This window comes from Geobacillus vulcani PSS1 (genome assembly GCF_000733845.1).
In the GTDB taxonomy this organism is placed as follows: Bacteria; Bacillota; Bacilli; order Bacillales; family Anoxybacillaceae; genus Geobacillus; species Geobacillus vulcani.
In genome coordinates, this window is record NZ_JPOI01000001.1 from 3,071,594 (window position 1) to 3,094,729 (window position 23,136).

Sequence of the window (23,136 nt, forward strand, 5' to 3'; positions counted from 1 at the left end):
GCTTCAACGGAAGACCATCCCCCTTCAAACGCGCACCTTTCCTCCCGCCACCACCACCTTCCCGTCCTTGATCACCGTCTCCGCATGGTTGACGCCGTAATAGTACATGATTTGCACGTAGTTCGGGACGTTGAAAACGACCAAATCCGCTTTCTTGCCTAGTTCAAGGCTGCCGATCACATGGGCGCGGCCGATGGCGTGGGCGGCGTTGATCGTGGCGGCGGCAAGCGCTTCGGCCGGGGTCATGCGCATATGCAAACAGGCAAGGCTCATGACCAACGGGAGCGAGACGGTCGGCGATGAGCCGGGGTTGCAGTCGGTCGCTAAGGCGACCGGGACGCCAGCGTCGAGCAAGCGGCGGGCGTTGGCGGCTTTGGTTAGTAAGAAAAACGCTGTGCCTGGCAGGAGGACGCCGATCACGCCGCGCTCCGCCATGCAGCGGAGGCCGTCATCAGAGGCACGGAGCAAGTGGTCGGCCGATATCGCCCCCACCTCAGCGGCCAGTTCGGCGCCGCCGTACGGTTCGATTTCATCGGCGTGGATTTTCGGCGTCAAGCCGTGCGCTTTGCCCGCTTCAAGGATGCGGCGCGCCTCATCAGGGGTGAACACGCCGCGCTCGCAAAAGACGTCGTTGAACTCAGCCAACCCCTGACGGCTGACTTCAGGAATCATTTCTTCGATGATCAAACGGATATATTCCTCCCGGTCGTGCTTCCACTCCGGCGGAACGGCGTGGGCGCCAAGAAAGGTGGAAACGACATCGACCGGATGGGTATCATCGAGCCGCTTGGCGACGTTAAGCTGCTTGATTTCATGTTCAAGGCTTAACCCGTAGCCGCTTTTCGCCTCAACGGTCGTGACGCCGTGAAGCAAAAACTGATCGAGCCGCCGCTTGCTTTCTTCATACAGCGTCTCTTCCGACGCCTCGCGGGTTGCCTTTGTCGTCGCGTGAATGCCGCCGCCGGCGTTCATGATCTCCATATACGTCGCCCCGCCGAGGCGCATCGTCCATTCGTGTTCACGGCTACCGGCGTAAACGAGATGGGTGTGCGGGTCGACAAGGCCAGGGGTGACCGTTTTGCCGCGGGCGTCGATCACCTCCGCTTCGGCAAGCCGATCCGCGAAACGGCGGACGAGTTCGTCGTCCGGACCAACGGCGGTGATCGTGCCGTTTTCGATCCAGACGCTGCCGTTTTCCATGATGGAAAGGTTGCTCATCTGTTCTCCCACAAGCGGGGCCGCGGAGCTTCCCGCCAGCGTGACGAGCTGGCGGGCGCGGCGGACAAAGAGCGGGCGCATAGGCGGTTCTCCTTTCTACTTCAGCATCGGCATATCGATGCCTTTTTCTTTCGCTGTCCGAATGGCGAGCTCATACCCAGCGTCGGCGTGGCGGACGACACCAAGGCCGGGGTCGGTCGTCAACACGCGTTCCAGCCGTTTTTCCGCCTCTTTCGTCCCGTCGGCGACAATAACCATGCCGGCGTGAATGGAGTAGCCCATGCCGACGCCGCCGCCGTGGTGAACCGACACCCAGCTTGCGCCGCCGACCGCATTCAACAGGGCGTTTAAAATCGGCCAGTCAGCGATGGCATCGCTTCCGTCTATCATCGCTTCCGTCTCCCGGTTCGGCGAGGCGACCGAACCCGAGTCCAAATGGTCGCGTCCGATGACGATCGGCGCCTTCAATTCACCGCGGGCGACCATGTCGTTGATGATTTTTCCGAACTTCGCCCGCTCGCCGTAGCCAAGCCAGCAAATGCGCGCCGGCAACCCTTGGAATTGGATTTGTTTTTGCGCCATGCGGATCCAATGGCAAAGGCGTTCGTTCTCGCTGAACTCGCGCAAAATGACTTCATCGGTTTTGTAAATGTCTTCCGGATCGCCGGAGAGCGCCACCCAGCGGAACGGGCCCTTTCCTTCACAAAAGAGCGGGCGGATGTACGCCGGCACAAAGCCCGGGAAGGAGAAGGCATCTTCGACTCCTTCGTCTTTCGCCACTTGGCGGATGTTGTTGCCGTAATCAAACGTCACCGCTCCACGATTTTGCATCGCCAACATCGCCCGCACATGCGCGGCAATCGACTGTTTGGCGCGGGCAACGTACTGCTTCGGATCGCGCGCCCGCAGCTCGGCCGCCTCCTCAAGCGTCAACCCCGCGGGGATGTAGCCGTTTAACGGATCATGGGCGGACGTTTGATCGGTCAAGACGTCCGGAACAAAACCCATATCAACGAGCCGCGGCAACACTTCGGCCGCGTTGCCGACAAGGCCGATCGACAGCGCTGTTTTCTCTTCCTTCGCCCGTTTGGCCATGGCGAGCGCGGCGTCCAGGCTGTCGGTCATCGTGTCAAGGTATTTCGTGTCAAGGCGGCGCTGGATGCGGGCCGGGTCGACTTCAACGGCGAGACAGACGCCGCCGTTCATCGTCACCGCCAACGGCTGCGCCCCGCCCATGCCGCCTAGGCCGGCCGTGACCGTGATCGTTCCTGCCAGCGTGCCGCCAAAGTGCTGGCGCGCCACTTCGGCAAACGTTTCGTACGTCCCTTGGACGATCCCTTGGCTGCCGATGTAAATCCAACTGCCGGCCGTCATTTGCCCGTACATGATCAGCCCTTTTTTGTCGAGCTCATGGAAATGGTCCCATGTCGCCCATGCCGGCACGAGGTTCGAGTTGGCCATGAGCACGCGCGGCGCATCCGGGTGGGTGCGAAACACCGCGACCGGCTTGCCCGATTGAATGAGCAATGTCTCATCGTTTTCCAATCGAAGAAGAGTGTCCACAATCGCCTCGTAACATTCCCAGTTGCGCGCCGCTTTCCCGATGCCGCCGTAAACGATCAACTCATCCGGCCGCTCGGCGACATCCGGATGCAAGTTGTTGTGCAACATGCGCAGCGCCGCTTCCTGAATCCATCCTTTCGCTCGCCGCGTTGTTCCGGAAAGCGCTTGTACCGTTCGTTTGTCTGTCATCGTCATCCTCTCCTTTTCCCTCTTTGCTTTTATTGTAAGGAAGGGAAGAGGACGGAGATAGATGCGCCTCTTTTAAAGGTGAGTCATTTTTTTCGAAATTTCATATTTCTTTTCTCTCCATTGATCCATTTCTTTTGATGGCTGTTCATTTTTTTTGAAAAAAACCGCCTACCGCGGTGATGACCGATACGATCGTTGTTCATCGCGGTAGGCGGTCGGCGTCTGATTCAGTTCGGCTTTAAAGACGCGCGTCAAATAATGGGCCGTGCGAAACCCGGTCTGTTCGGCGATTTCCTTAATCGAGAGGTCGGTTTGGCGAAGCAGCCGTTTCGCCTCCTCAAGCCGCCGGTTCGTCAGCCATTGGCGGAACGTCACGCCGCGCTTTTTCGACAACAAATGGCTGAAATACGCAGGGCTGCGGCCGGCTGCCGCCGCGGCCTGCTCCAACGAGAGCGACGGGTCGCGAAAATGCGCTTCCATATAGCGGAGCCCCCGTTCGATGGCGTCGACGCGCGCGTCTTCCGCTGCTCGCCTCGCTTCGTCAAGCAGCCGGCGCAAAAACAAAATCAATTCCTGAACGATGCGATACAGCACCGGATTATACAAAATTTCCTGAAATAGGCGCATGTACTCGCGTTCGGTCGCGCCGCGGTCCAGACGGTACGTCTTCATAAACCGGCGGATTTGCGCCAAAATGCTCGTCAACCGCGTGCGCACCATCTCCGGGCTCGGAAACGGCGGCGTCCAATCGGAAAATTCCCGTTGCAGCCATCGTTTGACCGCTTCATGGTCAAACCGCTCAAGCATCTCGATCCATTGCCGCTGCTCTTCCGGCGTCAGAAACGGATCCAAGTGGCGCCACGGTCCGTCATCAGGCGCCGGAGCGATCACTTGCCGGTAGCCGATAAAAAACGTCGTCTCGAGCAGCCGGCGGGCGGCTTGGTATCGCTCACGCACCGATCGCCGGCCATCCGGCGGCATGATGACGACCGCCAATGGCTCATGATGGTCCTCCTCCCAATCGCGCAACATCTTCCATGCCTCTTCTTTTCCGTCGCCCGGCAGCTCGGGAAAGAGACAGGCCGCCATATGGGTCAACGGCAAGACGCGCGCCCGCCGGCGAAACGGATAGTTTGTTAAAAAGCGGACCACTTCGGAAGAGAAGGCAGGTTGTTCGGCCTGCACAAGCCATACGTGGGTCGACACATCAACACGGTCATCGACAAACAACGAGCGATAATCGTCATCATAGCCGCCAACACCGACGGACGGCCGAGAGCGCCCGTCCCCGGCGGAAAATGAAACCGCCGTTCGCAACGCTTGCTTCAATTTGGCGGGCTCAAGCGGTTTCACAAGCAAATCGACGCATTGCCAGTCGATGGCTTGCTTCGCCCGTGCGAATGTCGCCTCCGCGGTTGCGGCAATCACGCGCTGGCAAAACAGGCGGATGCAAGATGCCGCTTTCCCCCACTGTTCATACGGAATCATATCCAATTCGACGTACAATAGCTCCGGCGCTTCCCGTTCCAGCAGCGCCATCATCTCCTCGACCGTAGCCGCCGTATATACTTGCTCAATCGGCAAGGAATACGCGGACACGAGCCAGCAGATCGCTTCTCGTTCCTTGTCGTCCCGTTCGGCAATGACGAGTTTCATCTTCTCACCGCCTTAGCTGCTTGATGAAATGGTTCAGGCAACGTGTTCAGCGAATGTGTTCGGCGCTGCTTTGCAAACGTCGAAAGTCAACTGCCCCCATTGTGCCTGCTCCTAAATGAGGGGCCTCCTTGCAAACATTGGAGATGAAGAAGGATTTCTAGGCAAAAAGCAGCGGCTAGCGCCACGGTTTTTCCGCCTTCATCCACGAGCGGGTTGACTTCGCAAAGATCGACGCTGACCGTGTTCGGATGCGCAACGATGCGGCGGATGAGCGCGCGCACCAGCGATGGTGGGAGTCCAAACGGCGACGGCGCGCTCACCCCCGGCGCGGCGGCAGCGCTGATCGCATCCATGCAAATGGTCAACATCACGCCGTCATACGTTGAGGCAAATCGTTCGATCTGTTCATACGCTGCCTCCATCGGCCCTGCAGTCAGCTGTTCTTCCAGCATGTACTCGCATCCGTACCGCTGTGCATCCGCAAACAGCGCCGCCGTGTTGCCGAGCTTCTGAATGCCTAAGCAGCAATATCCCACCTGTTTGTCCTCATCCAAAATTTGCCGAAACATCGTCCCGGATGTCGGCCCGTTATCATACGGCCGCAAATCGAAATGGGCGTCAATGTTGATGATGCCAAGGCGGGCGTTCGGCCCAAGCGCTTCACGGACGCCCAAATAATGGCCATACGCCGTCTCATGGCCGCCGCCGATCACCACCGGCGCCGCGCCGCTTCGCAGCAGGCGGGCGACGGCTTTGCCGAGTTCGGCTTGGCTTTGTTCGAGTTGTCCGTCCACGCAAACGACATCGCCCGCATCAAAGATGGACGCGCCTTGCGGAAGATGCCATGGCAGCCGCCCCAACGCCGCCTTCACGGCGGCCGGCGCCTCTTTCGCCCCTTGACGGCCTTGGTTGCGGCGCACTCCCTCGTCGCACGCAAAGCCGATGAGAGCCGCTGCTCGTTCCATCGGCGCCAACGGCTGCGATAAATCCAACAGGCGGATGCGCTGATGGAGGCGAAACGCCCGTTCATCGCTCACACTGTCCACCCGCCCCGTCCAGCGGCTTTTCTCGGGTTGTTGATACATCGAACCATCTCCTTTCGACGATCAGCTACCTGTTTCTTTCGCTGCCGCTTTGCCGTTCTCCTTCTTGCAGGGGCAGAAAGAGGAAATCGCGTCTTTCCCGCGAATAAAAGAATACAGATACGAAAACAGAAAGGGTGGCACAGCATGAAATCAACCGTCAACTTGCATGACGTCATCGCCGGCCAAAGCGCGCCGCCGCCGTGCGATACAACGCTCGGCGTTCGCTTGACAGAAGCCCGGGACGGCTATGCGAAAGGAGTATGGAAGGTAAGCGAATCGCTGCTCAACGGCAACGGCGTCATTATGGGCGGGTTTGTCGGCGCGGCGGCCGATATCGTGATGGCTTATGCGGTGACGACCTTGCTTCGCGATGACCAAATGCACGCTTCGATCAACTTGCACACGACGTTTCATCGTCCGATGGAAGCCGGGGAAGCGGAAATCGAGGCGCTAGTGGAAAAACCCGGGCGAACGGTCGTTTATGTGACCGCCACCGTGCGGCAAAACGGCAAAGAGGTGGCGAGCGCCACGTCATCCGTGCTGATCATGGAAAAACGATGAAACACCGGTCTTCCGTGCTAGCGAGCGGGGCATGGGCAGGATTCCGAAAGAAGGCCAAAAAGGCTGGTGAAAAACGGTTGTTTCTTTTGAACAATGGGGGAGCGTGTAAAAGACGCTCCTGATGCGACAGGGCTTTTCTATTTGAGAAGCGAGGCTGGTAAGCGGCCTGTTTCCTTAAATCACCGCCCCTCAAAACCTACTGGAAAGAAAGCGGCATTTCGGACAACGTCTCCGGCCGCCTTGGCCCTTCACAACGGGCAGGGGGAATGATGATGGGCTTTGCCCGCCAGCGCGAGCCGAACTGCAGGGGGCGCTCAATTCTTCACCGCCCTCAGCGGCAAAGCGCCGAAGAAAGCGCTGCCAAAAACAGCGGCTTTTCGGCGCTTCCCGTTGCTTGTTAAGAGCGGACAAACGTTTTCGGCATCACGACGGCGACGACTTGCCCGCGGGCGCATAATTCACCGTTCGCAAACACTTCGGTGTCAACTTGCCATTTTTTCGGATGAATTTCCGTCACTGTGCCGATGGCCACAAGCGGCACCCCGTGCGGCGTCGGTTTGAGAAAATCGACGTGCAGCGAAGCGGTGACAAAGCGCGGCGGCGTCTCCCCGCTGCCCGGCTCATGGCCGTTTTTCCGGTGCAGCGCCAGCGCCGCTGAACCGGTGCCGTGGCAGTCGATGAGCGAGGCGATCAATCCGCCATACACAAATCCAGGGATGGCTGTATGTTCGGGGCGCGGCGTGTATACGGTCACCGTCTTGTCCCCTTGCCATCCGGTGCGGAAATGGTGGCCCGTCTCATTCAAACGGCCGCAGCCATAGCACCAAGCGAATTCATCCGGATAGTCGTCTTGAATGGCGTGAACGATCGTTTCTTCCACTACACATCTCCCCCTCTCTTTTTCTAGTATACCATTGAATAGAGAGAACGACGACTCTTATTTAGGAAGATGGCTGCTTAGTGATGGACAAGACTGGCGAGAGAATGCGCGGCACGAGGGCCCAACGACCAGACGGCAAATGCATAGGCGGCCCAAACAGCGGACCGCCCGTGTTTATTGTGCAGATCGCTCCGGCTCGTAAAATTCGATCCATTCTCCGTCTGGACCGAGGAAAAACAAATATTTCGCCCCGTTCGGAAGCTCGGTAATGTCCTCCCAAACGAGCGGGATGCCAAGCGACACGAGCCGTTCTTTCTCCTGCTCGATGCCTTCGACCGTAAACGCGACATGATGCACTTTTCCTTCCGTCGGCAAATCCGGGTTGTATCCTTCGATGAGCTCGACGATGATCTGGCCGTCAAGCCCCAAAAACGCCAGTTTCATCGTCCCGTTCGTATGAATCATCTCGCTGAGCAGCTCGAGGCCGACGACGTTTTGATAAAATGCTTTCGATGTTTCAATATCTTTCACTTGGATGCCGACGTGTTCAAATTTTTTGACTGCCATTCGCTGTTCTTCCTTTCTCTCACGTTCTACGATTCAATGGAAAACACAGCGCGCAAATACGGGGTCATTTGCGGTGGAAAAATGTCTTTTTTTTCTAGCTCCTGCCATAGATAGCGGTCAAGGGCGTACGGCCCCTCCGCTTTCCATTCCTCTGCCTCATCGTTCGTCAGCACGAGGGAAAACATCGTTCCTTGCGCTTCCCCATACAAGTGGACATAGCCGTCCCCGCGGTCGATATGCACCACCGCCTGCCGATCGAACCGGGTGAGCTCCGTCCGCACGCAACGCATGACGTGAACAGCAAACGTCGCCGCCGGCAAATGCGCTGCCATGCAGGCGCGGAGCGACAGTCGTTCCGCCACTGTTTCCCCCTCACCTCCCATCATCAAAAACCCCCTTCCGCCTCGGAATGACGCGAAAGGGGGTGGCCGTTCTTATCATCCAAAGCGACATCGCTTTGCGGGTGTTAGCACCTTGCCAGCGGCAGGTTGCTGTGGGGTCATCAAGCCCGTTCTCTCGTCCACTCTTGATAAGACGTATGCTATTTCTTCTTATCCTACCACACATCCCCCTCAGTGACAACGGTCTTTACTATTGAACCACGCCCGTCTGTTCGGGGGTGTTGCTGCGATTCACTTCACCCTAAAATAGTATATAGACCCCCATGCCGAAAAAAATTCAGCACCATCGGAAGGATGAAAATCCCCTTTTGTTTTATACAATCTTGAGATTTACATACCTTCAGGACAGATGCAACAAAAACGTTCAACATCTCCTTGACGGAAAAGTCGCTTATCCATTTTTCGACTGTCGAAAGCAAGCCGGTGGCTTGGAAAACCGAACGACCACTCACTTCAGGAGTAGAACGCGAGGAACAGCTCGAGTACTTGTGGGAAAAAGGCTGTCAAGAGGCGCAAGGCTACTTGTTCCAGCCCCCCATGCCAGCAGATGAAGCAGTCAACCTGCTGGCACGCAGTATCATAACGAAGGACGTAAAAACGCGGATGCCCGTCATCCAAGGCATCCGCGTTTTTCCATCATTTAAACGCCATCGCCGCCCGCACCGCTTTTTTCCAGCCATCGTAGAGCATCGTTCGCTTGTTGTCATCCATCTTCGGCTCAAACCGGCGCTCGAGCTGCCATTGGGCGGCGATGTCACTCCGGCTGTTCCAGTAGCCGACCGCCAACCCGGCCAAATACGCCGCCCCGAGCGCCGTCGTCTCGTTAATGACCGGCCGCTCGACCGGCACAGCGAGCAAATCGCTTTGAAACTGCATCAATAAGTTGTTTTTCACCGCCCCGCCGTCAACGCGCAGCGTGGTCAGCGAGAGGCCGGAATCGGCTTCCATAGCGGCGAGCACGTCTTTCGTCTGGTAAGCGAGCGATTCCAATGTCGCGCGGATGAAATGCTCTTTCGTCGTGCCGCGCGTGAGGCCGAACACCGCCCCGCGCACCTCGCTGTCCCAATACGGGGTGCCGAGGCCGACGAACGCCGGGACGACGTACACCCCGTCCGTTGACTCGACTTTTTCCGCGTACACTTCGCTATCCGCTGCTGTTTTGATCATCCGCAAGCCGTCGCGCAGCCATTGAATGGCGGAGCCGGCGACGAAAATGCTGCCTTCAAGCGCGTATTCGACCTTGCCGTCGATGCCCCAGGCGATCGTCGTCAGCAGCCCGTGCTTCGACTGCACCGCTTTTTCCCCCGTATTCATCAGCATAAAGCAACCGGTGCCGTACGTATTTTTCGCCATCCCTTCCGTAAAGCACGCCTGACCGAACAAGGCCGCCTGTTGATCGCCCGCCGCTCCGGCGATCGGCACTTCGACACCAAAGAAATGGTATGGGACGGTTTTCGCGTATACTTGCGAGGATGGCCGCACTTCAGGAAGCATCGCCTTGGGCACGTTTAAAATCGCAAGCAGTTCGTCATCCCATTCAAGCGTATGAATGTTGAACATCAAGGTGCGGGACGCGTTCGAGTAGTCGGTCACATGGGCGCGGCCGCCGGATAACTTCCAAATGAGCCACGTATCGATCGTGCCAAACAACAGCTCGCCGCGCTCCGCCCGTTCGCGCGCCCCCTCGACATGGTCCAAAATCCATTTCACTTTTGTCCCAGAAAAATAGGCGTCAATGAGCAGACCCGTTTTTTCGCGAAACAATGGATCATACCCTTTGGCTTTCAACTCCTCGCAAATGCCCGCCGTCTGCCGCGACTGCCAGACGATGGCGTTGTAAACCGGATTGCCGGTGTCTTTCTCCCAAACAACCGTCGTTTCCCGCTGGTTCGTAATGCCGATCGCCGCCACTTGTTCCGGCTTCACTTGCGCCTCGGACAAGACGCTGGCAATGACGGCAAGCACCGAACCCCAAATTTCGTTCGCGTTATGTTCGACCCAGCCGGGCTGTGGGAAATATTGGGCAAACTCTTTTTGCGCCATATGGACGATTTCGCCCTTTTGATTGAACAAAATCGCGCGCGAACTCGTTGTACCTTGGTCGATGGATAAAATGTATTGATCCATAGTATCGTCCTCCCCTTTTCTTGGTCGTTTTCGATCCACTCACTTTCATCCGCGTCAACACAAACGGTCAAGAAGAATAGCGTCTTGCGGCGCCGGCTGTTTTTCCTTCTGCCATCTTCGCCGCCGTCAAAACGACTGCGGTGGCCGCCAGCACTCCCCATAATGCGCCGGTCGGTTTTCCCAAGAAAACGGCTTTATACACCAAACTGCCTAACGCGCCGCCAAGCAGCGGCCCGACAATCGGCACCCACGCATACGACCAATTCGATGATCCTTTCCCTGGGATTGGCAACAAAAAGTGAGCTAACCGAGGCCCAAAGTCTCGAGCCGGATTAATGGCGTATCCGGTCGTACCGCCGAGCGACAGCCCAATCGCTACAATCAAAAAACCAACGACAAACGGATTGAGCCCATCGGCGAATTTGTTGGCGCCAATGGCCAAAATGGCCAGCACGAGCACAAATGTGCCGATGATTTCACTCAATAAATTGGCTGCCGTATTCGGCACGGCCGGCCCGGTGGCGAACACGCCAAGCTTGACGCCCGGATCGTCCGTTTCTTTCCAATGCGGCCAATAGTGGAGATAGATGACGGCAGCTCCAATCATAGCGCCGAGTACTTGTGCCAACACATAGCCAGGAACATCTTTCCACGGAAAATCGCCGCTGAGCGCCAACGCCACCGTCAGCGCCGGATTCAGATGGGCGCCGCTATACCGGCCGACAGCGTATACGGCCACCGCCACCGCCAGCCCCCATCCCATCGTAATGACAATCCAGCCCGAATTGGCCGCATACGATTTCTTTAAATTGACCCCAGCGCACACACCCGCGCCGAAAATGATGAGCAATGCAGTGCCAATGAGTTCTCCTAAAAATGGTGACATTGGGTCTCTTCCTCCTTTTCATTCGTGATTTTCCTTGTCATTTCCTGCTTGAGCCAAACCCTCCGGAGGGTTGTCTGTTGGGTGGAAAAACAAAAACCCACACACTTCCCCGCTAATCAACGAGGAATATGTGTGGGTCTCCGTTTCTCCGCCACAACAGAATATTAACTTACTTTAAGAATACCATTGTTTGAAAACGCTGTCAACCTATTTCTTTGCTAAAATTTGCACGTAATCGAAGTCGAGCGTATCGACCGCGTCTTCGATATGAAGGCGGGTGATGAACCGGTACGACCGGCCGGGGCGCGATGGCGGCAAGGTTTCCGGAATCATGTAGGAAAACGGGATTTCCTTTTTCTCGTTCGGCTTGATCGAAAACGCACCGGCCGCCGGAATGACAGCGACAATGTCATCTAGCTCCTTGCCATTTTCGATTGTTTTTTGCACAAGCTCCACATCGAGCCGCTCGATCCTTTGTTCCACCGTTCCGCCGTAAATGTGGACGGTCCCTTGAATCATTTCTCCCTGTCGCCATAACGATTTATCTAAGATCAAGTCGACGTGCGCCGACCCGACTCCGACTCTTGACATCATTTTGCGCAATAACACCGTAGTCACCTCTTTGTCTCTCTTGTCGTATTATCATACGAAAAAACGAAGCCGACTGTTTCAACGCGAGCCAAAAAATAAACAGACGATGCTGGCGCGGCACGTCTGCCCCTAGGGAGAAACAGGGACGAATGCGGCTCGTTTTGTTACCGCTTACATTCGAGATTACCGCATTCGCCTTCCGCTGTCAATTGGTTACTCGTACACATTTTCGTTTTCGATAATGTAATCGATTCGAATGACTGGGACGTCCTGTTGCTCGACTTCCGCGACAATCAAACCGACGCGGTCATGATAGATGCAAAACGTATCCTGCCCTTTGCGAAACGCCGACTCTCCGTACGAAAGAACCATGTGGTAAATTTTATTGTCGCTGAAATACCGACGGCTGACCCGGCTCCCTAACCGGACGATCACTTCTTTTCCCGCGATTTTTCCGCGGTACATCCGCTCTCCCCCTTTTTGTCGTTCCTATTCCAATGTATGGCCGTTGTTGCCTGCTCATGACTTTTTTCTCCCCAGCTGCCCGTTTTCCTTTTCAACTCATTATTTTTCGAATCGGCAAACAACTTTTTTCGAAAATTTCCTTTCTTTTGCTTGACGCGGCCACCCGCGGTAGTGTATAGTAGAGTCATCACATAACAGAATATATTTCAGGCATTCAACATGAAAGAGCATCTTGGATGGCTGTGAAGTATATTTTGTTATTTGATAAAATCTTGAGGTTAGCCGAACAGGCTAAAGGTATTAGGAGGAATTCAGTATTATGCAACGTGGTAAAGTAAAATGGTTCAACAACGAAAAAGGCTACGGTTTCATCGAAGTGGAAGGCGGTTCGGACGTATTCGTTCACTTCACGGCAATCCAAGGTGAAGGGTTCAAAACGTTAGAGGAAGGCCAGGAAGTTTCGTTTGAAATCGTCCAAGGAAACCGCGGACCGCAAGCAGCGAACGTTGTCAAATTATAAGACTTCGTTGACATAGACGAGAGAACGGGAGCGGAACCAAAGGCACCCTGCTTAGGCAGGGTGCCTTTTTCATTGCGATTTGCATAGATTCAATCAAGCGGCGAACAATAAGGAAAGGGAGGTGTTCATATGGCCAAACGCGATGCCGACGTACATACAGGATACAACGACTTAAAGCAAGTGGAAATGTTCGTCGAAACGGCGGAAAAAATGGTCGGTCAAGCGACGATGCAACTCGACCCTGAGATGCTTCACCATGCCGAACAAGCGGTGAAAAACGCCCGCGACCAGTTGGCGCGCGCTCGCCAACAAGCGACAGGCGTCGATGGCGATTTCCTCGCCCGCTGTGAACAAACGTTGGCCCGCGCCGAGCATCAGCTTCGCGAGGCGCAGCAATAAGGCAAGCAAGATGGAGCTTCGCTGTGCGAAGCTCTTTTGGCTTATATCCCCACTTGCTAAAGAAAACGAAGCAAACTGGCATTCTTTTGAGAAAACAGGCGAAAAAACCTGCTTTGCTGGCACAAGGAGTTATCTGATCTGCCTGTCAGCGGTGAAACGCCGTTCCATCGCTTGTCTCTTCAGTGCGCAAGAAGAAAACAGAGCGCCCCCGCTTTCTGATTCGCCATTATCGACGCGGACGCGCCGGCGCTGACAGGAGCATCTCTCCGTACTGCCGCATTTGTTCCCCGACCGTGCATTGCTGGATGCAAAACGACTGGGCGTACGTTTTGCCGTACTCTTTCCGGAACGTGCTTTTTAAAAAGCAGCCGTAGCAGTATGTTTCCTCCAGCCAAGCGATTTGGTCCAATATTTCTTTGCGTCGGTTTCTCTTCTTTCCCATACGACCTTACCCTTTCTCCGTCAATTCCGTTCGGCTTGTGATGATCCGCCCTTCAAGCGCCTGACGGGCGAGCGAATCCGCCTCTTTATTTTGCTTGCGCGAAATCGGCTCGTACGCCGGCTCGATGTGAAGTTCGCGCATTTTCGCTTCAATGCGGTCAAGCCAGGTGTTGAAATCGTCCTCAAAACACGGCCAATCACCGGACAGCTGCTTTAACACGACGTGGGAGTCGCCGCGGAACGTCACCGGCAAGTGATGGACGCCAAGCTCCTCAAGCAGCTGCATGACAAACCAAAATGCCGCATACTCCGCCTCATTATTGGATTTGATTTCGCCAAGTCGACGGTTGGCGCGCAGCCGGTAGCGATGGTCGTTTTGCTTATAGTATACGACCGCGCCGGCGCCGCCTTGGGACGTCTCATGGTCAAAGCCGCCGTCGAAATACACAACAATCTCATGCGGCTCGCCGCCGATCTCCTCAAGCAGCTTTTGCAGCTCTTTTTTTGACCACACCGTACCGTTTCGATCAACAAACTCAACTGTTTTCGTCCGCCCGGTTTTTTCAAAATCATCTGCCAAAGTGAGCGCCTTTTTGGCCTCCACCCAATCGGAAACAAGAAACGCCTCTTGTTTTTTCGGTGTGATATATGTCCAGTGGATTTGTACATCCAACGTTGGGTCACCCTTCCGCATGGCGATGATCGGAGCTGGTTTTTATTTTACCACACTTTCGCCCTTGTTCATTACCTAATATTATGCGCAAATTCTTTTCGTATCAACCATTTTGCCGCAGGCACCCATCTTTTTTCCAAAATATCTGTCTTTTCCGGCCTATTTGTGGTACACTAGCAGCTAGCCCCCAAAATGAGATAGGGCGCAACCATAATGAAGAGGGAGGATTCGAATTGAAGCGTCAAACCATAGCCGATCTGAGTCTGCTAATGGTGACCTTCGTCTGGGGTGCGACGTTTGTCGTCGTCCAAAATGCCATTTCGTTTTTGGAGCCGTTGTCGTTTAACGCCGTTCGCTTCAGTTTGGCCGGCTTGTTGCTTCTCGCCTGGATCACCGCCGTTTCCCGTCCGCTCTTCGGTCAGTTGTCATGGCAGGTCATCGGCGCCGGGGCGTGGATGGGGCTATGGCTGTTTTGCGGCTATGCATTCCAAACGGTCGGGCTGTTGTACACCACTTCCTCGAAAGCTGGCTTTATTACTGGACTGAGCGTTGTGCTCGTGCCGCTGTTTTCCTTTTTGATTTTAAAGCAAAAACCGTCTGTGAATGCGGCCATCGGAGCAACACTTGCTGCGTTTGGCCTGTATTGGCTGACGGGAGGAGCGGAGCTGTCGTTCAATCAGGGGGATTTCTTTGTCTTGCTCTGTGCTGTTTCCTTTGCCATGCACATTATCGTCACCGGCCTCTATTCCTCTCGGTATTCAACGATGTTGTTGACGATGGTGCAAATTTTCACCGTCGCCGCGCTCTGTTTCGTCTTTGCCTTTTGGTTTGAAGATGCCGACGACATGTGGAATATAGCGGTGCTCCGCCGCCCGGAAGTATGGGGAGCGCTCGCTGTGACATCGCTGCTGGCGACGACCGCGGCGTTTCTCATCCAAACAGCGGTGCAAAAATATACGACTCCCGCCCATGTCGCTCTCATTTTCGCCATGGAGCCGGTGTTCGCCGCTTTGACCGCCTACCTTTGGGCTGGGGAACAGCTGTCGCCATCGGCCTGGCTTGGCGGCGCTGCGATTTTGGCCGGCATGATTTTCGCCGAACTGCCAAGCATGCGCTTCTGGGGAAGACGATGGCGGGAAAAACGGAACATCTCCTCGTAGCGACAAAAGCTGTCCTGCATGAAAAGCGGGACAGCTCTTTTCCTAACTTCAGGTGTTGGACTGCCCACCATTCCTATGCTGTGGACGCCCCGCCCGCTTCACCACCTAAACGATTCGTTTGCGACGTCGACACGCCCAATACGACAGAGCACCGGTCGCTATGCCTAGGAGCGCCCCGCCGACGACTTCGATCGGCTCGTGCCCGAGCCGGGCGCGCAACTGCCGCTGTCGTTTGTGATAAACGGTTTGTTTCGGGTCTCCTTCCAACTTTTTCACCTCCTCCGCCAGCTCGTTTAGGCGAAGGGCGAGTTCGCCCGCTTGGCGCCGCACCCCTTGGGCATCGTACATGACGATGAGTCCAAACAACGCGGCCAAGGCAAAATCGATCGTGCGCACGCCTCGCTCGAGGGCGATAAACGTCGCTAAGGCGGAAACACCAGCCGAGTGGGAGCTTGGCATTCCGCCAGTTTCGAAAAAGAGCCGCCAGTCCCACCGGCCGGTCTCCAGCTGCTTGATCGGGATTTTCAGAAACTGGGCGAGCGCGATTGTCGCGAGCGCCGTCTTGAGCCCCTTGTTCATCATGCTTTCCTCCTTTGCTTATATTTTGGCCGGGAGCGGTCATACTATCCGTGAAGCGGAGGTGAAAGCGATGACCAAAAACGGCGGCCGAAACCGAGGCACGAAGGCGCCGGGCGTCAACCCGCAAGGCTTTGGCCAAGACGGAACGTTCACCCCGGATCCGAAAAGCAAACTCGAAAACGCGGCGAAAAAGCTCAACACAAAATAAAGCAGGCTTCCCGATGCGGAAGCCTGCTTTTTGTCGTTATTGCTTCACTTTCGCCAATTTTTCGCGCAACACCATTTGCAAAATGCCGCCGTGGCGATAGTAGTCGATTTCGACTTCGCTGTCAAAGCGGACGATCACTTCAAATTCTTTTGTCTCACCCGTATCCGGGTTCGTCGCTGTCACTTTGACAAGATCGCGCGGTTTGACGTTTTCATCGATGTGAACGTCAAACACTTCTTTGCCCGTCAAGCCGAGCGTTTCCGCGTTTTCGCCTTCTTTGAATTGCAGCGGCAGGACGCCCATCAACACGAGGTTCGAGCGGTGGATGCGCTCAAAGCTTTCGGCGATGACCGTCTTGATCCCGAGCAAGAACGTCCCTTTCGCCGCCCAGTCGCGCGAGCTGCCCATGCCATAGTCTTTGCCGGCGATGACGACAAGCCCGGTGCCATCTTGTTTGTATTTCATGCATGCATCGTACATCGACATGACTTCGCCGGTTGGCCAGTACGTCGTATAGCCGCCTTCCGTGCCTGGCGCGATTTGGTTGCGGATGCGGATGTTGGCGAACGTGCCGCGCATCATCACTTCATGGTTGCCGCGCCGCGAACCGTACGAGTTGAAGTCTTTCGGCTCAACGCCTTTCGAGATCAAATATTGGCCAGCTGGTGTGTTTTTGCCGATCGACCCGGCTGGCGAAATATGGTCGGTCGTGACCGAATCGCCGAACTTGCCGACGACGCGCAAGCCCGTGAGCGGCTCAACTTTGCGCACTTCCGGCGACAAGCCTTCAAAGAACGGCGGATTTTGAATGTACGTCGAGTTTTCGTCCCATTGGTAAAGCGGCTCATCCGTCGTTTCGATGGCATTCCAACGCGGGTTGCCGTCGAACACGCGCTCATATTCCTTGCGGAACAGTTCCGGATCGACCGCTTGCTTGACGACATTCTTCACTTCTTCCATCGACGGCCAAATGTCGCGGAAGTAAACGTCATTGCCGTCTTTGTCTTTGCCGATCGGCTCATTGAGCAAATCGATGTCGACCGTGCCGGCCAGCGCATAGGCGACGACCAGCGGCGGCGATGCCAAATAGTTGCCTTTCACCAGCGGATGGATGCGCCCTTCAAAGTTCCGGTTGCCAGACAGGACGCTTGTGACAAGCAAATCGCTTTCCGCAAGCGCTTTTTCGAGCTCCGGCGCCAACGGACCGGAGTTGCCGATGCACGTCGTGCAACCGTAGCCGACGACATTGAAGCCGAGCTGTTCCAGATACGGAAGCAACCCTGAGTCACGCAAGTAGCCGGTGACGACTTTCGAGCCCGGCGCAAGCGACGTTTTGACGTATTTCGGCACTTGCAAGCCTTTTTCGACCGCTTTTTTCGCCACCAAACCAGCCGCCACAAGGACGTATGGGTTGGACGTATTCGTACAGCTCGTGATCGCCGCGATGACGACCGCGCCCGTTTTCAGCTTGACTTGTTCACCGTTCAGCTCGACGGTAATTTCCCGCTCCAAATCCGCTTCCGTCAGACCGAAGCCTTGGTTGCCTTGCGGCGCTTTCACCGCCTCGCGGAACGATTGTTTCATTTTCGAGAGCGGAATCAAATCTTGCGGCCGTTTCGGACCGGACAAGTTCGTTTCGATTTCCGACAAATTGATTTCGACGACGTCCGTAAACACCGGCTCCGGCGCGTCCGGCGTGTAGAACAAGCCGTTCGCTTTGCAGTACGCTTCAACGACTTGAACGTGATGTTCGTCGCGGCCGGTCAAGCGCAAATAGTCGAGCGCTTCAGCATCGACCGGGAAGAAGCCACACGTCGCCCCGTACTCCGGCGCCATGTTGGCGATCGTCGCCCGGTCGGCAAGCGGCAAGGTCGCCACTCCTGGTCCGAAAAATTCGACGAATTTGCCGACAACGCCTTTTTTCCGGAGCACTTGCGTCACCTTAAGCGCCAAGTCGGTGGCCGTCGCTCCGTCCGGCAATTTGCCCGTCAGGCGGACGCCGACGACTTCTGGCACTGGAAAGTATGACGGTTGGCCGAGCATGCCGGCTTCCGCTTCAATGCCGCCGACGCCCCAACCGAGGACGCCGAGACCGTTGATCATCGTCGTATGCGAGTCCGTGCCGACAAGCGTATCCGGGAACGCTTCGTACTCGCCGTTTTCCCCTTCAACCGTATGAACGACATTAGCCAAATATTCCAAGTTCACTTGGTGGACGATCCCCGTAGCCGGCGGAACAGCACGATAGTTGTTAAACGCTTTTTGCGCCCATTTCAAAAACTTGTACCGTTCGGCGTTCCGTTTAAATTCCAAATCCATATTGTACTCGAGCGCATCGTCCGACCCGTAGCGGTCGACTTGCACCGAGTGGTCGATGACGAGATCGACCGGAATCTCCGGGTTGATTTCATACGGATCGCCGCCCAAATCGGCCATCGCTTTGCGCATGGACGCCAAGTCGACGACGGCCGGTACGCCGGTGAAGTCTTGCAAAATGACGCGCGACGGTTTGAACGGCACGTCGATGTCTTTCATTTCCGGCGTTCCCCATTTCGCCAAGTTTTCCACGTGCTCTTTCGTAATGACGCGGCCGTCGACTTGGCGGAGAACCGATTCAAGCAATACTTTGATCGAGTACGGCAGTCGGCTCACTTGGCCGATGCCCGCCTCTTCAAGCGCTTGCAAACGGTAATAATTGTATTTTTTACCGTTGACTTCGAATGAAGAGCGGGCGTTGAATACATCCTGTTTCACCATATGTACAACCCCCTTCACTTCACAATAATACTATACTATTTTTCCGGGCAAAAGTCGAAAAAATCGTATCAATTCTCGCATTCCTTGTAAAGCTTGGTACGACTTTATCTTATTATAGAACGGGAAGGGCTGTAAATAATGGATTTCTAATGACTTTCCCCCTTATTTTCTTATCACGCCTTGACTAGAATAATCCCCATGTTTCATCACAAACTACAACCGGAGGTGAAACAAATGGCAAAGCGAAAAGCCAATCACGTCATTCCCGGCATGAACGCCGCCAAAGCGCAAGGGATGGGCGCCGGCTACAACGAAGAGTTCTCGAATGAACCGCTGACCGAAGCGCAGCGCCAAAACAACAAAAAACGAAAAAAGAACCAATAGGGTGGCGGCCATTTCGCCATCCCGGCCTGCCATAGCATGCAAATGCCATAGCATGCAAATGCCATAGCATGCAAAAAGGGAATGTCCGCCGCCGGCATTCCCTTACTCGTTTTGATTCACTTCATCCACAATCGCCTGCAAGTCGCTGCGGAATTTCTCGAGCTGCACGCGCTGTGTTTCCGAGGCGACTTCGAGCGCGTTTTCAATTTGGGCGAACGCCTCGTTGACTTCCTGCCGCAGATGGGCCAGCTGGTGGCCGTAGTCGGCTTGATCGCGCACCAAGTGATCGTGCCATTCTTTTGCTTCCATCGTCGCCTTTTGCGCTGCTTGAAACGCGTCCTGCTTCGTTTTATGATAAACCATGGCTCGTCCCTCCTTCGCGGTCATCGCGGTCGTTCACTACTTATCGTTTCAAACTGGGCGCAAATTATGCGCCGAATAAGCGAAAGCACAACGCCGCATGCTAACGGACAAAGGAGGGACAACAAATGACAAACAAAAATGACGGCAAAGATATGCGCAAAAACGCGCCAAAAGGCGACAATCCCGGGCAGCCCGAGCCGCTTGACGGTTCGAAAAAAGTGAAAAACCGCAACCATACGCGACAAAAGCATAATTCAAGCCACGATATGTGACACAAGCAAGCGGAGTTTCCCTTCTCCGTTCAGCCGCGCCCGGCTGCCGCTGGGCGGGTTGAACGGCTGTTGTCTTTATGTTTACATAATAAAATTATTGTAAAACCAAAAAGGCGGGCGGTCTCTAGAAGGCGGGTGATGTAAGGGAAAATGGTGCTCCCAACAGCGTTTCTCAATGTTGAAAAATCTTGCGACACCATAACCTGATCCCTTTTGGATTCTCGCAAATGGAGCGTTTTCACTGGGGTCTTCTAGAACATCCCATTGCCGCCCGCCTTGGGTTCATTTCCATTGAAGGACATCATCCCCACCCAGGCAACAAGCCGGCCGACGGCGATGACGATTAGCCTGTTTGCTGCTTGAGCGCTTCATACAGCTCTACGAATTCAGCGGCTAAGTCCTTGACCGTGATCGCCGTCATTAAATGATCTTGGGCATGCACCATCAGAAGCGTCACCACCGTCTGCCCGCCGCGCGCTTCTTGTTGCAGCAGCTCGGTCTGCAACCTATGGGCCGCCTGCAGTTCCGCTCCCGCCTGTTCAAGCAGCCTGCGCGCCGCGGCAAATTCCCCTTTTTTCGCCGCTGCAATCGCCTCCATTGCATAACTGCGGCCGTTTCCCCCGTGAAGAATCAGTTGGAATACAGTTTGTTCATACGTTTGCATAACGCCCTCTCCTATAGTTTATAGAATTCGCGGTACGTGATCAGCTGAACACCGCGCTCGGCCATCTCGGCAACGAGCGTTGGGTCGGTCAGCACCGCCAGCTCTTCGACTCGTTGTTGACAATAGGAACTTCCTGACGCGAGCGGAACATCAATATACGCCGGGTGGCACATCACTTCCGCCGTCTGCCCGTCGCCAATTCGGTCGATAAGGGATAAAAAGCGGTCTTTCGTCAGCCCATCCCCGTAGAAATCCGGAAAAAAGACGTCGACGGTCGGCAGCCGATGCGGCCGTGCCGTCCGCACCGGGCGGATCGGCAACCGATAGCGTTCGGCCAATTGTTCCACAACCGGAAACACATTCGGGTGCTCATGAACGTGATGATGGCTGTCAATATGCGTCGGAGTGAGCCCGAACGAGAAAAAACGCTCCAACTGGGCGCAAAGCTCCCGTTCGATATCGCTGCGCCTAGCGCCGGCAAGCGCCTCCCCGCGCCGCGGAAACTCCCCGTTCTCGTTCACCAGCGATGGAACATCGGCCAGCGGCCGGCCGCACGTCAGCACAAAATGAATGCCAACGCCGAGTTCCGGATGGTCCTTCGCCAACCGGGCGGCGTGTTCGGCCGCCGGCATATTCGCCATCAGCGTCGCCGACGTGACGACACCGTTCTGAAACGCTTCCAAAATCCCGTAGTTGACCCCTTTCGAGTAACCGAAATCATCGGCGTTGACGATGCAATAGCGCGGCATTTCGTTCGTCTCCTTTACAGCGAGTGCGTTGCCCCCGCTCCGCTTGAAATCGTTGGATCGGCCTGCTCTTCGGCCGCTTTTTGTCTGTCCCAAATCGAGAAAAATGGATAGTAGATGGCAAACGCGATGAAGAAGTTAACGATTTGCAAAATACTCCCGGAAATTTTGCCTCCCGTCGCTAAATAGCCGCTGATCACGATCGGTGTCGTCCATGGCACGGCCACCCCGCTTGGCTTGGCGACAAGCCCGGTCGCCATCGCGGCGTAGGAAACAACCACAAGCACGACAGGCACGAGAATGAACGGAATGATCAGCAATGGGTTCATGACGATCGGCATGCCGAACGTGATCGGCTCATTAATATTGAAAATGCCGGGCGCGATCGCCAGCCGACCTAAGCTTTTCAGCTGCCGGCTGCGGGCCCGAAGCATCATCGTCAACGCCAACGCCAATGTCGCTCCTGAACCGCCGATGTAAATCCAAAGATCAAAAAACTGTTGCGTAATGACGTTGGGCAGTTCGGCATTCGGATTTTGCTGGAACACCATTCGATTTTCATCCATCAGCGACAGCCAGATCGGCCCCATGACCCCGCCGACGATGGCCGCTCCGTGCAGTCCGGTCGACCATAGCAGCTGGACAAGCAGCACGGCGACAATGGCGCCAAATACACTGCCGCCGAGCACACTGAGCGGTTTGTTCAGGAGGACAGATACAATGTTATGGAAACTTTCAAACGGTGTCATTTCCAAAATCAGCCGGGCTACCCAGACAACGACGAGCACGGCGGCTCCCGGGATCAAAGCAACAAAGGAACGGGCCACAGCAGGCGGCACCCCGTCCGGCAATTTAATGACAATATTTTTTTGAATGATTTTCCGGTAAATTTCGGTTGACACAATCGCCAAAATCATGGCAACAAACAACCCCTTGCTGCCGACCCATTGCACCGGGATGCCACCGCTGACCATAATGGTTTCTTTCGCTCCTTCCGGCGTGAACGGCACTTGATACGGGGTTGCGAGCAAAAAAGCGGCCAGTGAAATCGCGCCGGCGGACAGCGCATCCACTTTATACTTTTCCGCCAGCCGGTAGGCGACCCCGAAGCTGACAACAAGCGCCATAATATCGAACGTCGCTCCAACCGGATAGAGAAGCTTATCAAGCCAATGCTCGCCGAACCATTTCGCCATCCATTCGTTGTAACCGGGAATCGGCAAAAAGCCAACGATTAAAAATAAAGACCCTATGATCAACAATGGCATCGATAAAATAATCCCATCACGAATTGCCTGCAAATGGCGCTGTTCGGCAATCCTGCCGGCGACAGGCATCACGCGGTCTTCCAACATCCGAATGAACCGATCCATCCGCTTCTCCCCCCTGTTTATTTTTTTAACCGCAGCGCAAAGTCCAACACTCCAGCGCCATTGACACGCCCATAGTCAGCTGGATTGATGACATCAACCGGAATGCCGCGCGCCTCTCCTTCTTTCTTCAATGCGGCAAACTTGTAGCGGATTTGCGGGCCAATGAGCACAACATCCGCTCGATCGAAATGGTCTTTCGCCTCGTCGGCAGAGACAGCCCAAATGGTTGCTTCCATCCCCCGTTCCTTGGCAGCCTCTTGCATTTTCGTCACAAGCAAACTCGTCGACATGCCGGCAGCGCAAATGAGCAAAATGTTCATCCGCTTTCTCCTCCTTTTTTTGCAATGATTCATTATTGTTCAAGCAAATTCCATGCCAACGCCGAAAAGACAGCGCTGAAGCGGATGG

Annotated in this window: 27 protein-coding genes and 1 riboswitch; of the genes, 7 read left to right on the forward strand and 20 right to left on the reverse strand. The window is 55.3% G+C overall.

Annotated elements, in window-relative coordinates:
* Positions 1–24 precede the first annotated feature (24 nt).
* The 4 genes from hutI to hutG form a co-directional block, all read right to left on the reverse strand.
* A complete protein-coding gene (gene hutI, locus N685_RS0116465; protein ID WP_031410169.1) occupies positions 25–1,299 on the reverse strand; it encodes an imidazolonepropionase in 1,275 nt (424 codons plus the stop codon).
* Positions 1,300–1,314: 15 nt separating this feature from the next.
* Complete coding sequence (gene hutU, locus N685_RS0116470) at positions 1,315–2,970, reverse strand: urocanate hydratase (protein WP_407059688.1); 1,656 nt, start codon at positions 2,968–2,970, stop codon at positions 1,315–1,317.
* Positions 2,971–3,138: 168 nt separating this feature from the next.
* The gene (locus N685_RS0116475) at positions 3,139–4,626 is read right to left on the reverse strand and encodes a helix-turn-helix domain-containing protein (protein ID WP_031410172.1); all 1,488 of its coding nucleotides are present in this window, start codon (positions 4,624–4,626) and stop codon (positions 3,139–3,141) included.
* Between the two features lie 86 nt (positions 4,627–4,712).
* Positions 4,713–5,711 (reverse strand): formimidoylglutamase, encoded by a 999-nt coding sequence (gene hutG / locus N685_RS0116480; RefSeq protein WP_051870829.1) that lies wholly within the window; start codon positions 5,709–5,711, stop codon positions 4,713–4,715.
* Between the two features lie 144 nt (positions 5,712–5,855).
* On the opposite strand from hutG, the gene N685_RS0116485 reads away from it, so the two are divergent.
* On the forward strand, positions 5,856–6,272 hold the full coding sequence (locus N685_RS0116485) for a PaaI family thioesterase (protein WP_031410176.1): 417 nt from the start codon (positions 5,856–5,858) through the stop codon (positions 6,270–6,272).
* Between the two features lie 397 nt (positions 6,273–6,669).
* Here the strand turns inward: N685_RS0116485 and N685_RS0116495 are convergent, their stop codons facing one another.
* The 7 genes from N685_RS0116495 to N685_RS0116530 all read right to left on the reverse strand — a co-directional run bounded on the left by N685_RS0116495 (position 6,670) and on the right by N685_RS0116530 (position 12,189).
* A complete protein-coding gene (locus tag N685_RS0116495; protein ID WP_031410178.1) occupies positions 6,670–7,152 on the reverse strand; it encodes a PaaI family thioesterase in 483 nt (160 codons plus the stop codon).
* Positions 7,153–7,326: 174 nt separating this feature from the next.
* The gene (locus tag N685_RS0116500) at positions 7,327–7,719 is read right to left on the reverse strand and encodes a VOC family protein (protein ID WP_031410179.1); all 393 of its coding nucleotides are present in this window, start codon (positions 7,717–7,719) and stop codon (positions 7,327–7,329) included.
* Positions 7,720–7,745: 26 nt separating this feature from the next.
* The gene (locus N685_RS0116505; protein WP_237746954.1) at positions 7,746–8,102 is read right to left on the reverse strand and encodes a hypothetical protein; all 357 of its coding nucleotides are present in this window, start codon (positions 8,100–8,102) and stop codon (positions 7,746–7,748) included.
* A 48-nt stretch (positions 8,103–8,150) separates the two neighbouring features.
* A riboswitch (SAM riboswitch) is annotated at positions 8,151–8,255 on the reverse strand.
* A gap of 501 nt (positions 8,256–8,756) precedes the next feature.
* The gene (gene glpK, locus N685_RS0116515; protein ID WP_031410183.1) at positions 8,757–10,247 is read right to left on the reverse strand and encodes a glycerol kinase GlpK; all 1,491 of its coding nucleotides are present in this window, start codon (positions 10,245–10,247) and stop codon (positions 8,757–8,759) included.
* 67 nt (positions 10,248–10,314) lie between these two features.
* Positions 10,315–11,133, reverse strand: coding sequence for an MIP/aquaporin family protein (locus tag N685_RS0116520; protein WP_031410185.1), 819 nt, complete (start codon positions 11,131–11,133; stop codon positions 10,315–10,317).
* A gap of 207 nt (positions 11,134–11,340) precedes the next feature.
* A complete protein-coding gene (locus tag N685_RS0116525) occupies positions 11,341–11,742 on the reverse strand; it encodes a sporulation protein (protein ID WP_031410187.1) in 402 nt (133 codons plus the stop codon).
* A gap of 195 nt (positions 11,743–11,937) precedes the next feature.
* The gene (locus tag N685_RS0116530; RefSeq protein WP_031410189.1) at positions 11,938–12,189 is read right to left on the reverse strand and encodes a hypothetical protein; all 252 of its coding nucleotides are present in this window, start codon (positions 12,187–12,189) and stop codon (positions 11,938–11,940) included.
* A gap of 319 nt (positions 12,190–12,508) precedes the next feature.
* Here N685_RS0116530 and cspD point away from each other — a divergent pair, with 319 nt between their 5' ends.
* A complete protein-coding gene (gene cspD / locus N685_RS0116535) occupies positions 12,509–12,709 on the forward strand; it encodes a cold-shock protein CspD (protein ID WP_003251474.1) in 201 nt (66 codons plus the stop codon).
* 129 nt (positions 12,710–12,838) lie between these two features.
* Positions 12,839–13,108 (forward strand): DUF2564 family protein, encoded by a 270-nt coding sequence (locus N685_RS0116540; RefSeq protein ID WP_031410193.1) that lies wholly within the window; start codon positions 12,839–12,841, stop codon positions 13,106–13,108.
* A gap of 226 nt (positions 13,109–13,334) precedes the next feature.
* Here the strand turns inward: N685_RS0116540 and N685_RS0116545 are convergent, their stop codons facing one another.
* Positions 13,335–13,550 (reverse strand): zinc-finger domain-containing protein, encoded by a 216-nt coding sequence (locus tag N685_RS0116545; protein ID WP_031410195.1) that lies wholly within the window; start codon positions 13,548–13,550, stop codon positions 13,335–13,337.
* 6 nt (positions 13,551–13,556) lie between these two features.
* Complete coding sequence (locus N685_RS0116550; protein ID WP_031410196.1) at positions 13,557–14,222, reverse strand: ribonuclease H family protein; 666 nt, start codon at positions 14,220–14,222, stop codon at positions 13,557–13,559.
* Between the two features lie 233 nt (positions 14,223–14,455).
* Here N685_RS0116550 and N685_RS0116555 point away from each other — a divergent pair, with 233 nt between their 5' ends.
* Positions 14,456–15,382: a DMT family transporter gene (locus tag N685_RS0116555; RefSeq protein WP_031410198.1), complete on the forward strand. Its 927-nt coding sequence runs from the start codon at positions 14,456–14,458 to the stop codon at positions 15,380–15,382.
* A gap of 105 nt (positions 15,383–15,487) precedes the next feature.
* Here N685_RS0116555 and N685_RS0116560 read toward each other — a convergent pair whose 3' ends face one another.
* Positions 15,488–15,961 carry a divergent PAP2 family protein gene (locus tag N685_RS0116560; RefSeq protein WP_031410200.1) on the reverse strand — a complete coding sequence of 158 codons (474 nt, stop codon included), beginning with the start codon at positions 15,959–15,961 and terminating at the stop codon, positions 15,488–15,490.
* Positions 15,962–16,031: 70 nt separating this feature from the next.
* Between N685_RS0116560 and sspL the strand changes: the two genes are divergently transcribed.
* Positions 16,032–16,169, forward strand: coding sequence for a small, acid-soluble spore protein L (sspL, locus tag N685_RS0116565; protein ID WP_011230846.1), 138 nt, complete (start codon positions 16,032–16,034; stop codon positions 16,167–16,169).
* A gap of 36 nt (positions 16,170–16,205) precedes the next feature.
* Here sspL and acnA read toward each other — a convergent pair whose 3' ends face one another.
* Positions 16,206–18,926, reverse strand: a complete 2,721-nt coding sequence (gene acnA / locus N685_RS0116570) for an aconitate hydratase AcnA (RefSeq protein WP_031410202.1) — start codon at positions 18,924–18,926, stop codon at positions 16,206–16,208.
* A gap of 234 nt (positions 18,927–19,160) precedes the next feature.
* On the opposite strand from acnA, the gene sspO reads away from it, so the two are divergent.
* Positions 19,161–19,310: a small acid-soluble spore protein O gene (gene sspO, locus N685_RS0116575; protein WP_008879509.1), complete on the forward strand. Its 150-nt coding sequence runs from the start codon at positions 19,161–19,163 to the stop codon at positions 19,308–19,310.
* A 102-nt stretch (positions 19,311–19,412) separates the two neighbouring features.
* On the opposite strand, the gene N685_RS0116580 is transcribed toward sspO, so the two are convergent.
* Positions 19,413–19,673 (reverse strand): hypothetical protein, encoded by a 261-nt coding sequence (locus N685_RS0116580; protein ID WP_031410204.1) that lies wholly within the window; start codon positions 19,671–19,673, stop codon positions 19,413–19,415.
* Positions 19,674–19,798: 125 nt separating this feature from the next.
* On the opposite strand from N685_RS0116580, the gene N685_RS0116585 reads away from it, so the two are divergent.
* A complete protein-coding gene (locus N685_RS0116585) occupies positions 19,799–19,945 on the forward strand; it encodes a small acid-soluble spore protein P (protein ID WP_031410206.1) in 147 nt (48 codons plus the stop codon).
* A 343-nt stretch (positions 19,946–20,288) separates the two neighbouring features.
* Here the strand turns inward: N685_RS0116585 and N685_RS0116590 are convergent, their stop codons facing one another.
* From N685_RS0116590 to N685_RS0116605, 4 genes are read right to left on the reverse strand one after another with little or no spacing between them, the layout of a single operon-like run.
* Positions 20,289–20,609 carry a PTS lactose/cellobiose transporter subunit IIA gene (locus tag N685_RS0116590; protein ID WP_031410207.1) on the reverse strand — a complete coding sequence of 107 codons (321 nt, stop codon included), beginning with the start codon at positions 20,607–20,609 and terminating at the stop codon, positions 20,289–20,291.
* A gap of 11 nt (positions 20,610–20,620) precedes the next feature.
* A complete protein-coding gene (chbG, locus tag N685_RS0116595; RefSeq protein WP_031410209.1) occupies positions 20,621–21,358 on the reverse strand; it encodes a chitin disaccharide deacetylase in 738 nt (245 codons plus the stop codon).
* 14 nt (positions 21,359–21,372) lie between these two features.
* Complete coding sequence (gene celB, locus N685_RS0116600) at positions 21,373–22,728, reverse strand: PTS cellobiose transporter subunit IIC (RefSeq protein ID WP_031410210.1); 1,356 nt, start codon at positions 22,726–22,728, stop codon at positions 21,373–21,375.
* A 17-nt stretch (positions 22,729–22,745) separates the two neighbouring features.
* Positions 22,746–23,048 (reverse strand): PTS sugar transporter subunit IIB, encoded by a 303-nt coding sequence (locus N685_RS0116605; protein WP_031410212.1) that lies wholly within the window; start codon positions 23,046–23,048, stop codon positions 22,746–22,748.
* Positions 23,049–23,136: the final 88 nt, after the last annotated feature.

Excerpts from the sequence above, each read along its gene's own strand:
- hutI (WP_031410169.1), bottom strand. The coding sequence starts at position 1,299 with ATGCGCCCGCTCTTTGTCCGCCGCGCCCGCCAGCTCGTCACGCTGGCG.
- hutU (WP_407059688.1), bottom strand. The coding sequence starts at position 2,970 with ATGACAGACAAACGAACGGTACAAGCGCTTTCCGGAACAACGCGGCGA.
- N685_RS0116475 (WP_031410172.1), bottom strand. The coding sequence starts at position 4,626 with ATGAAACTCGTCATTGCCGAACGGGACGACAAGGAACGAGAAGCGATC.
- hutG (WP_051870829.1), bottom strand. The coding sequence starts at position 5,711 with ATGTATCAACAACCCGAGAAAAGCCGCTGGACGGGGCGGGTGGACAGT.
- N685_RS0116485 (WP_031410176.1), top strand. The coding sequence starts at position 5,856 with ATGAAATCAACCGTCAACTTGCATGACGTCATCGCCGGCCAAAGCGCG.
- N685_RS0116500 (WP_031410179.1), bottom strand. The coding sequence starts at position 7,719 with ATGGCAGTCAAAAAATTTGAACACGTCGGCATCCAAGTGAAAGATATT.
- N685_RS0116505 (WP_237746954.1), bottom strand. The coding sequence starts at position 8,102 with ATGGGAGGTGAGGGGGAAACAGTGGCGGAACGACTGTCGCTCCGCGCC.
- glpK (WP_031410183.1), bottom strand. The coding sequence starts at position 10,247 with ATGGATCAATACATTTTATCCATCGACCAAGGTACAACGAGTTCGCGC.
- N685_RS0116520 (WP_031410185.1), bottom strand. The coding sequence starts at position 11,133 with ATGTCACCATTTTTAGGAGAACTCATTGGCACTGCATTGCTCATCATT.
- N685_RS0116530 (WP_031410189.1), bottom strand. The coding sequence starts at position 12,189 with ATGTACCGCGGAAAAATCGCGGGAAAAGAAGTGATCGTCCGGTTAGGG.
- cspD (WP_003251474.1), top strand. The coding sequence starts at position 12,509 with ATGCAACGTGGTAAAGTAAAATGGTTCAACAACGAAAAAGGCTACGGT.
- N685_RS0116540 (WP_031410193.1), top strand. The coding sequence starts at position 12,839 with ATGGCCAAACGCGATGCCGACGTACATACAGGATACAACGACTTAAAG.
- N685_RS0116545 (WP_031410195.1), bottom strand. The coding sequence starts at position 13,550 with ATGGGAAAGAAGAGAAACCGACGCAAAGAAATATTGGACCAAATCGCT.
- N685_RS0116560 (WP_031410200.1), bottom strand. The coding sequence starts at position 15,961 with ATGAACAAGGGGCTCAAGACGGCGCTCGCGACAATCGCGCTCGCCCAG.
- sspL (WP_011230846.1), top strand. The coding sequence starts at position 16,032 with ATGACCAAAAACGGCGGCCGAAACCGAGGCACGAAGGCGCCGGGCGTC.
- acnA (WP_031410202.1), bottom strand. The coding sequence starts at position 18,926 with ATGGTGAAACAGGATGTATTCAACGCCCGCTCTTCATTCGAAGTCAAC.
- sspO (WP_008879509.1), top strand. The coding sequence starts at position 19,161 with ATGGCAAAGCGAAAAGCCAATCACGTCATTCCCGGCATGAACGCCGCC.
- N685_RS0116580 (WP_031410204.1), bottom strand. The coding sequence starts at position 19,673 with ATGGTTTATCATAAAACGAAGCAGGACGCGTTTCAAGCAGCGCAAAAG.
- N685_RS0116585 (WP_031410206.1), top strand. The coding sequence starts at position 19,799 with ATGACAAACAAAAATGACGGCAAAGATATGCGCAAAAACGCGCCAAAA.
- N685_RS0116590 (WP_031410207.1), bottom strand. The coding sequence starts at position 20,609 with ATGCAAACGTATGAACAAACTGTATTCCAACTGATTCTTCACGGGGGA.
- chbG (WP_031410209.1), bottom strand. The coding sequence starts at position 21,358 with ATGCCGCGCTATTGCATCGTCAACGCCGATGATTTCGGTTACTCGAAA.
- celB (WP_031410210.1), bottom strand. The coding sequence starts at position 22,728 with ATGGATCGGTTCATTCGGATGTTGGAAGACCGCGTGATGCCTGTCGCC.
- N685_RS0116605 (WP_031410212.1), bottom strand. The coding sequence starts at position 23,048 with ATGAACATTTTGCTCATTTGCGCTGCCGGCATGTCGACGAGTTTGCTT.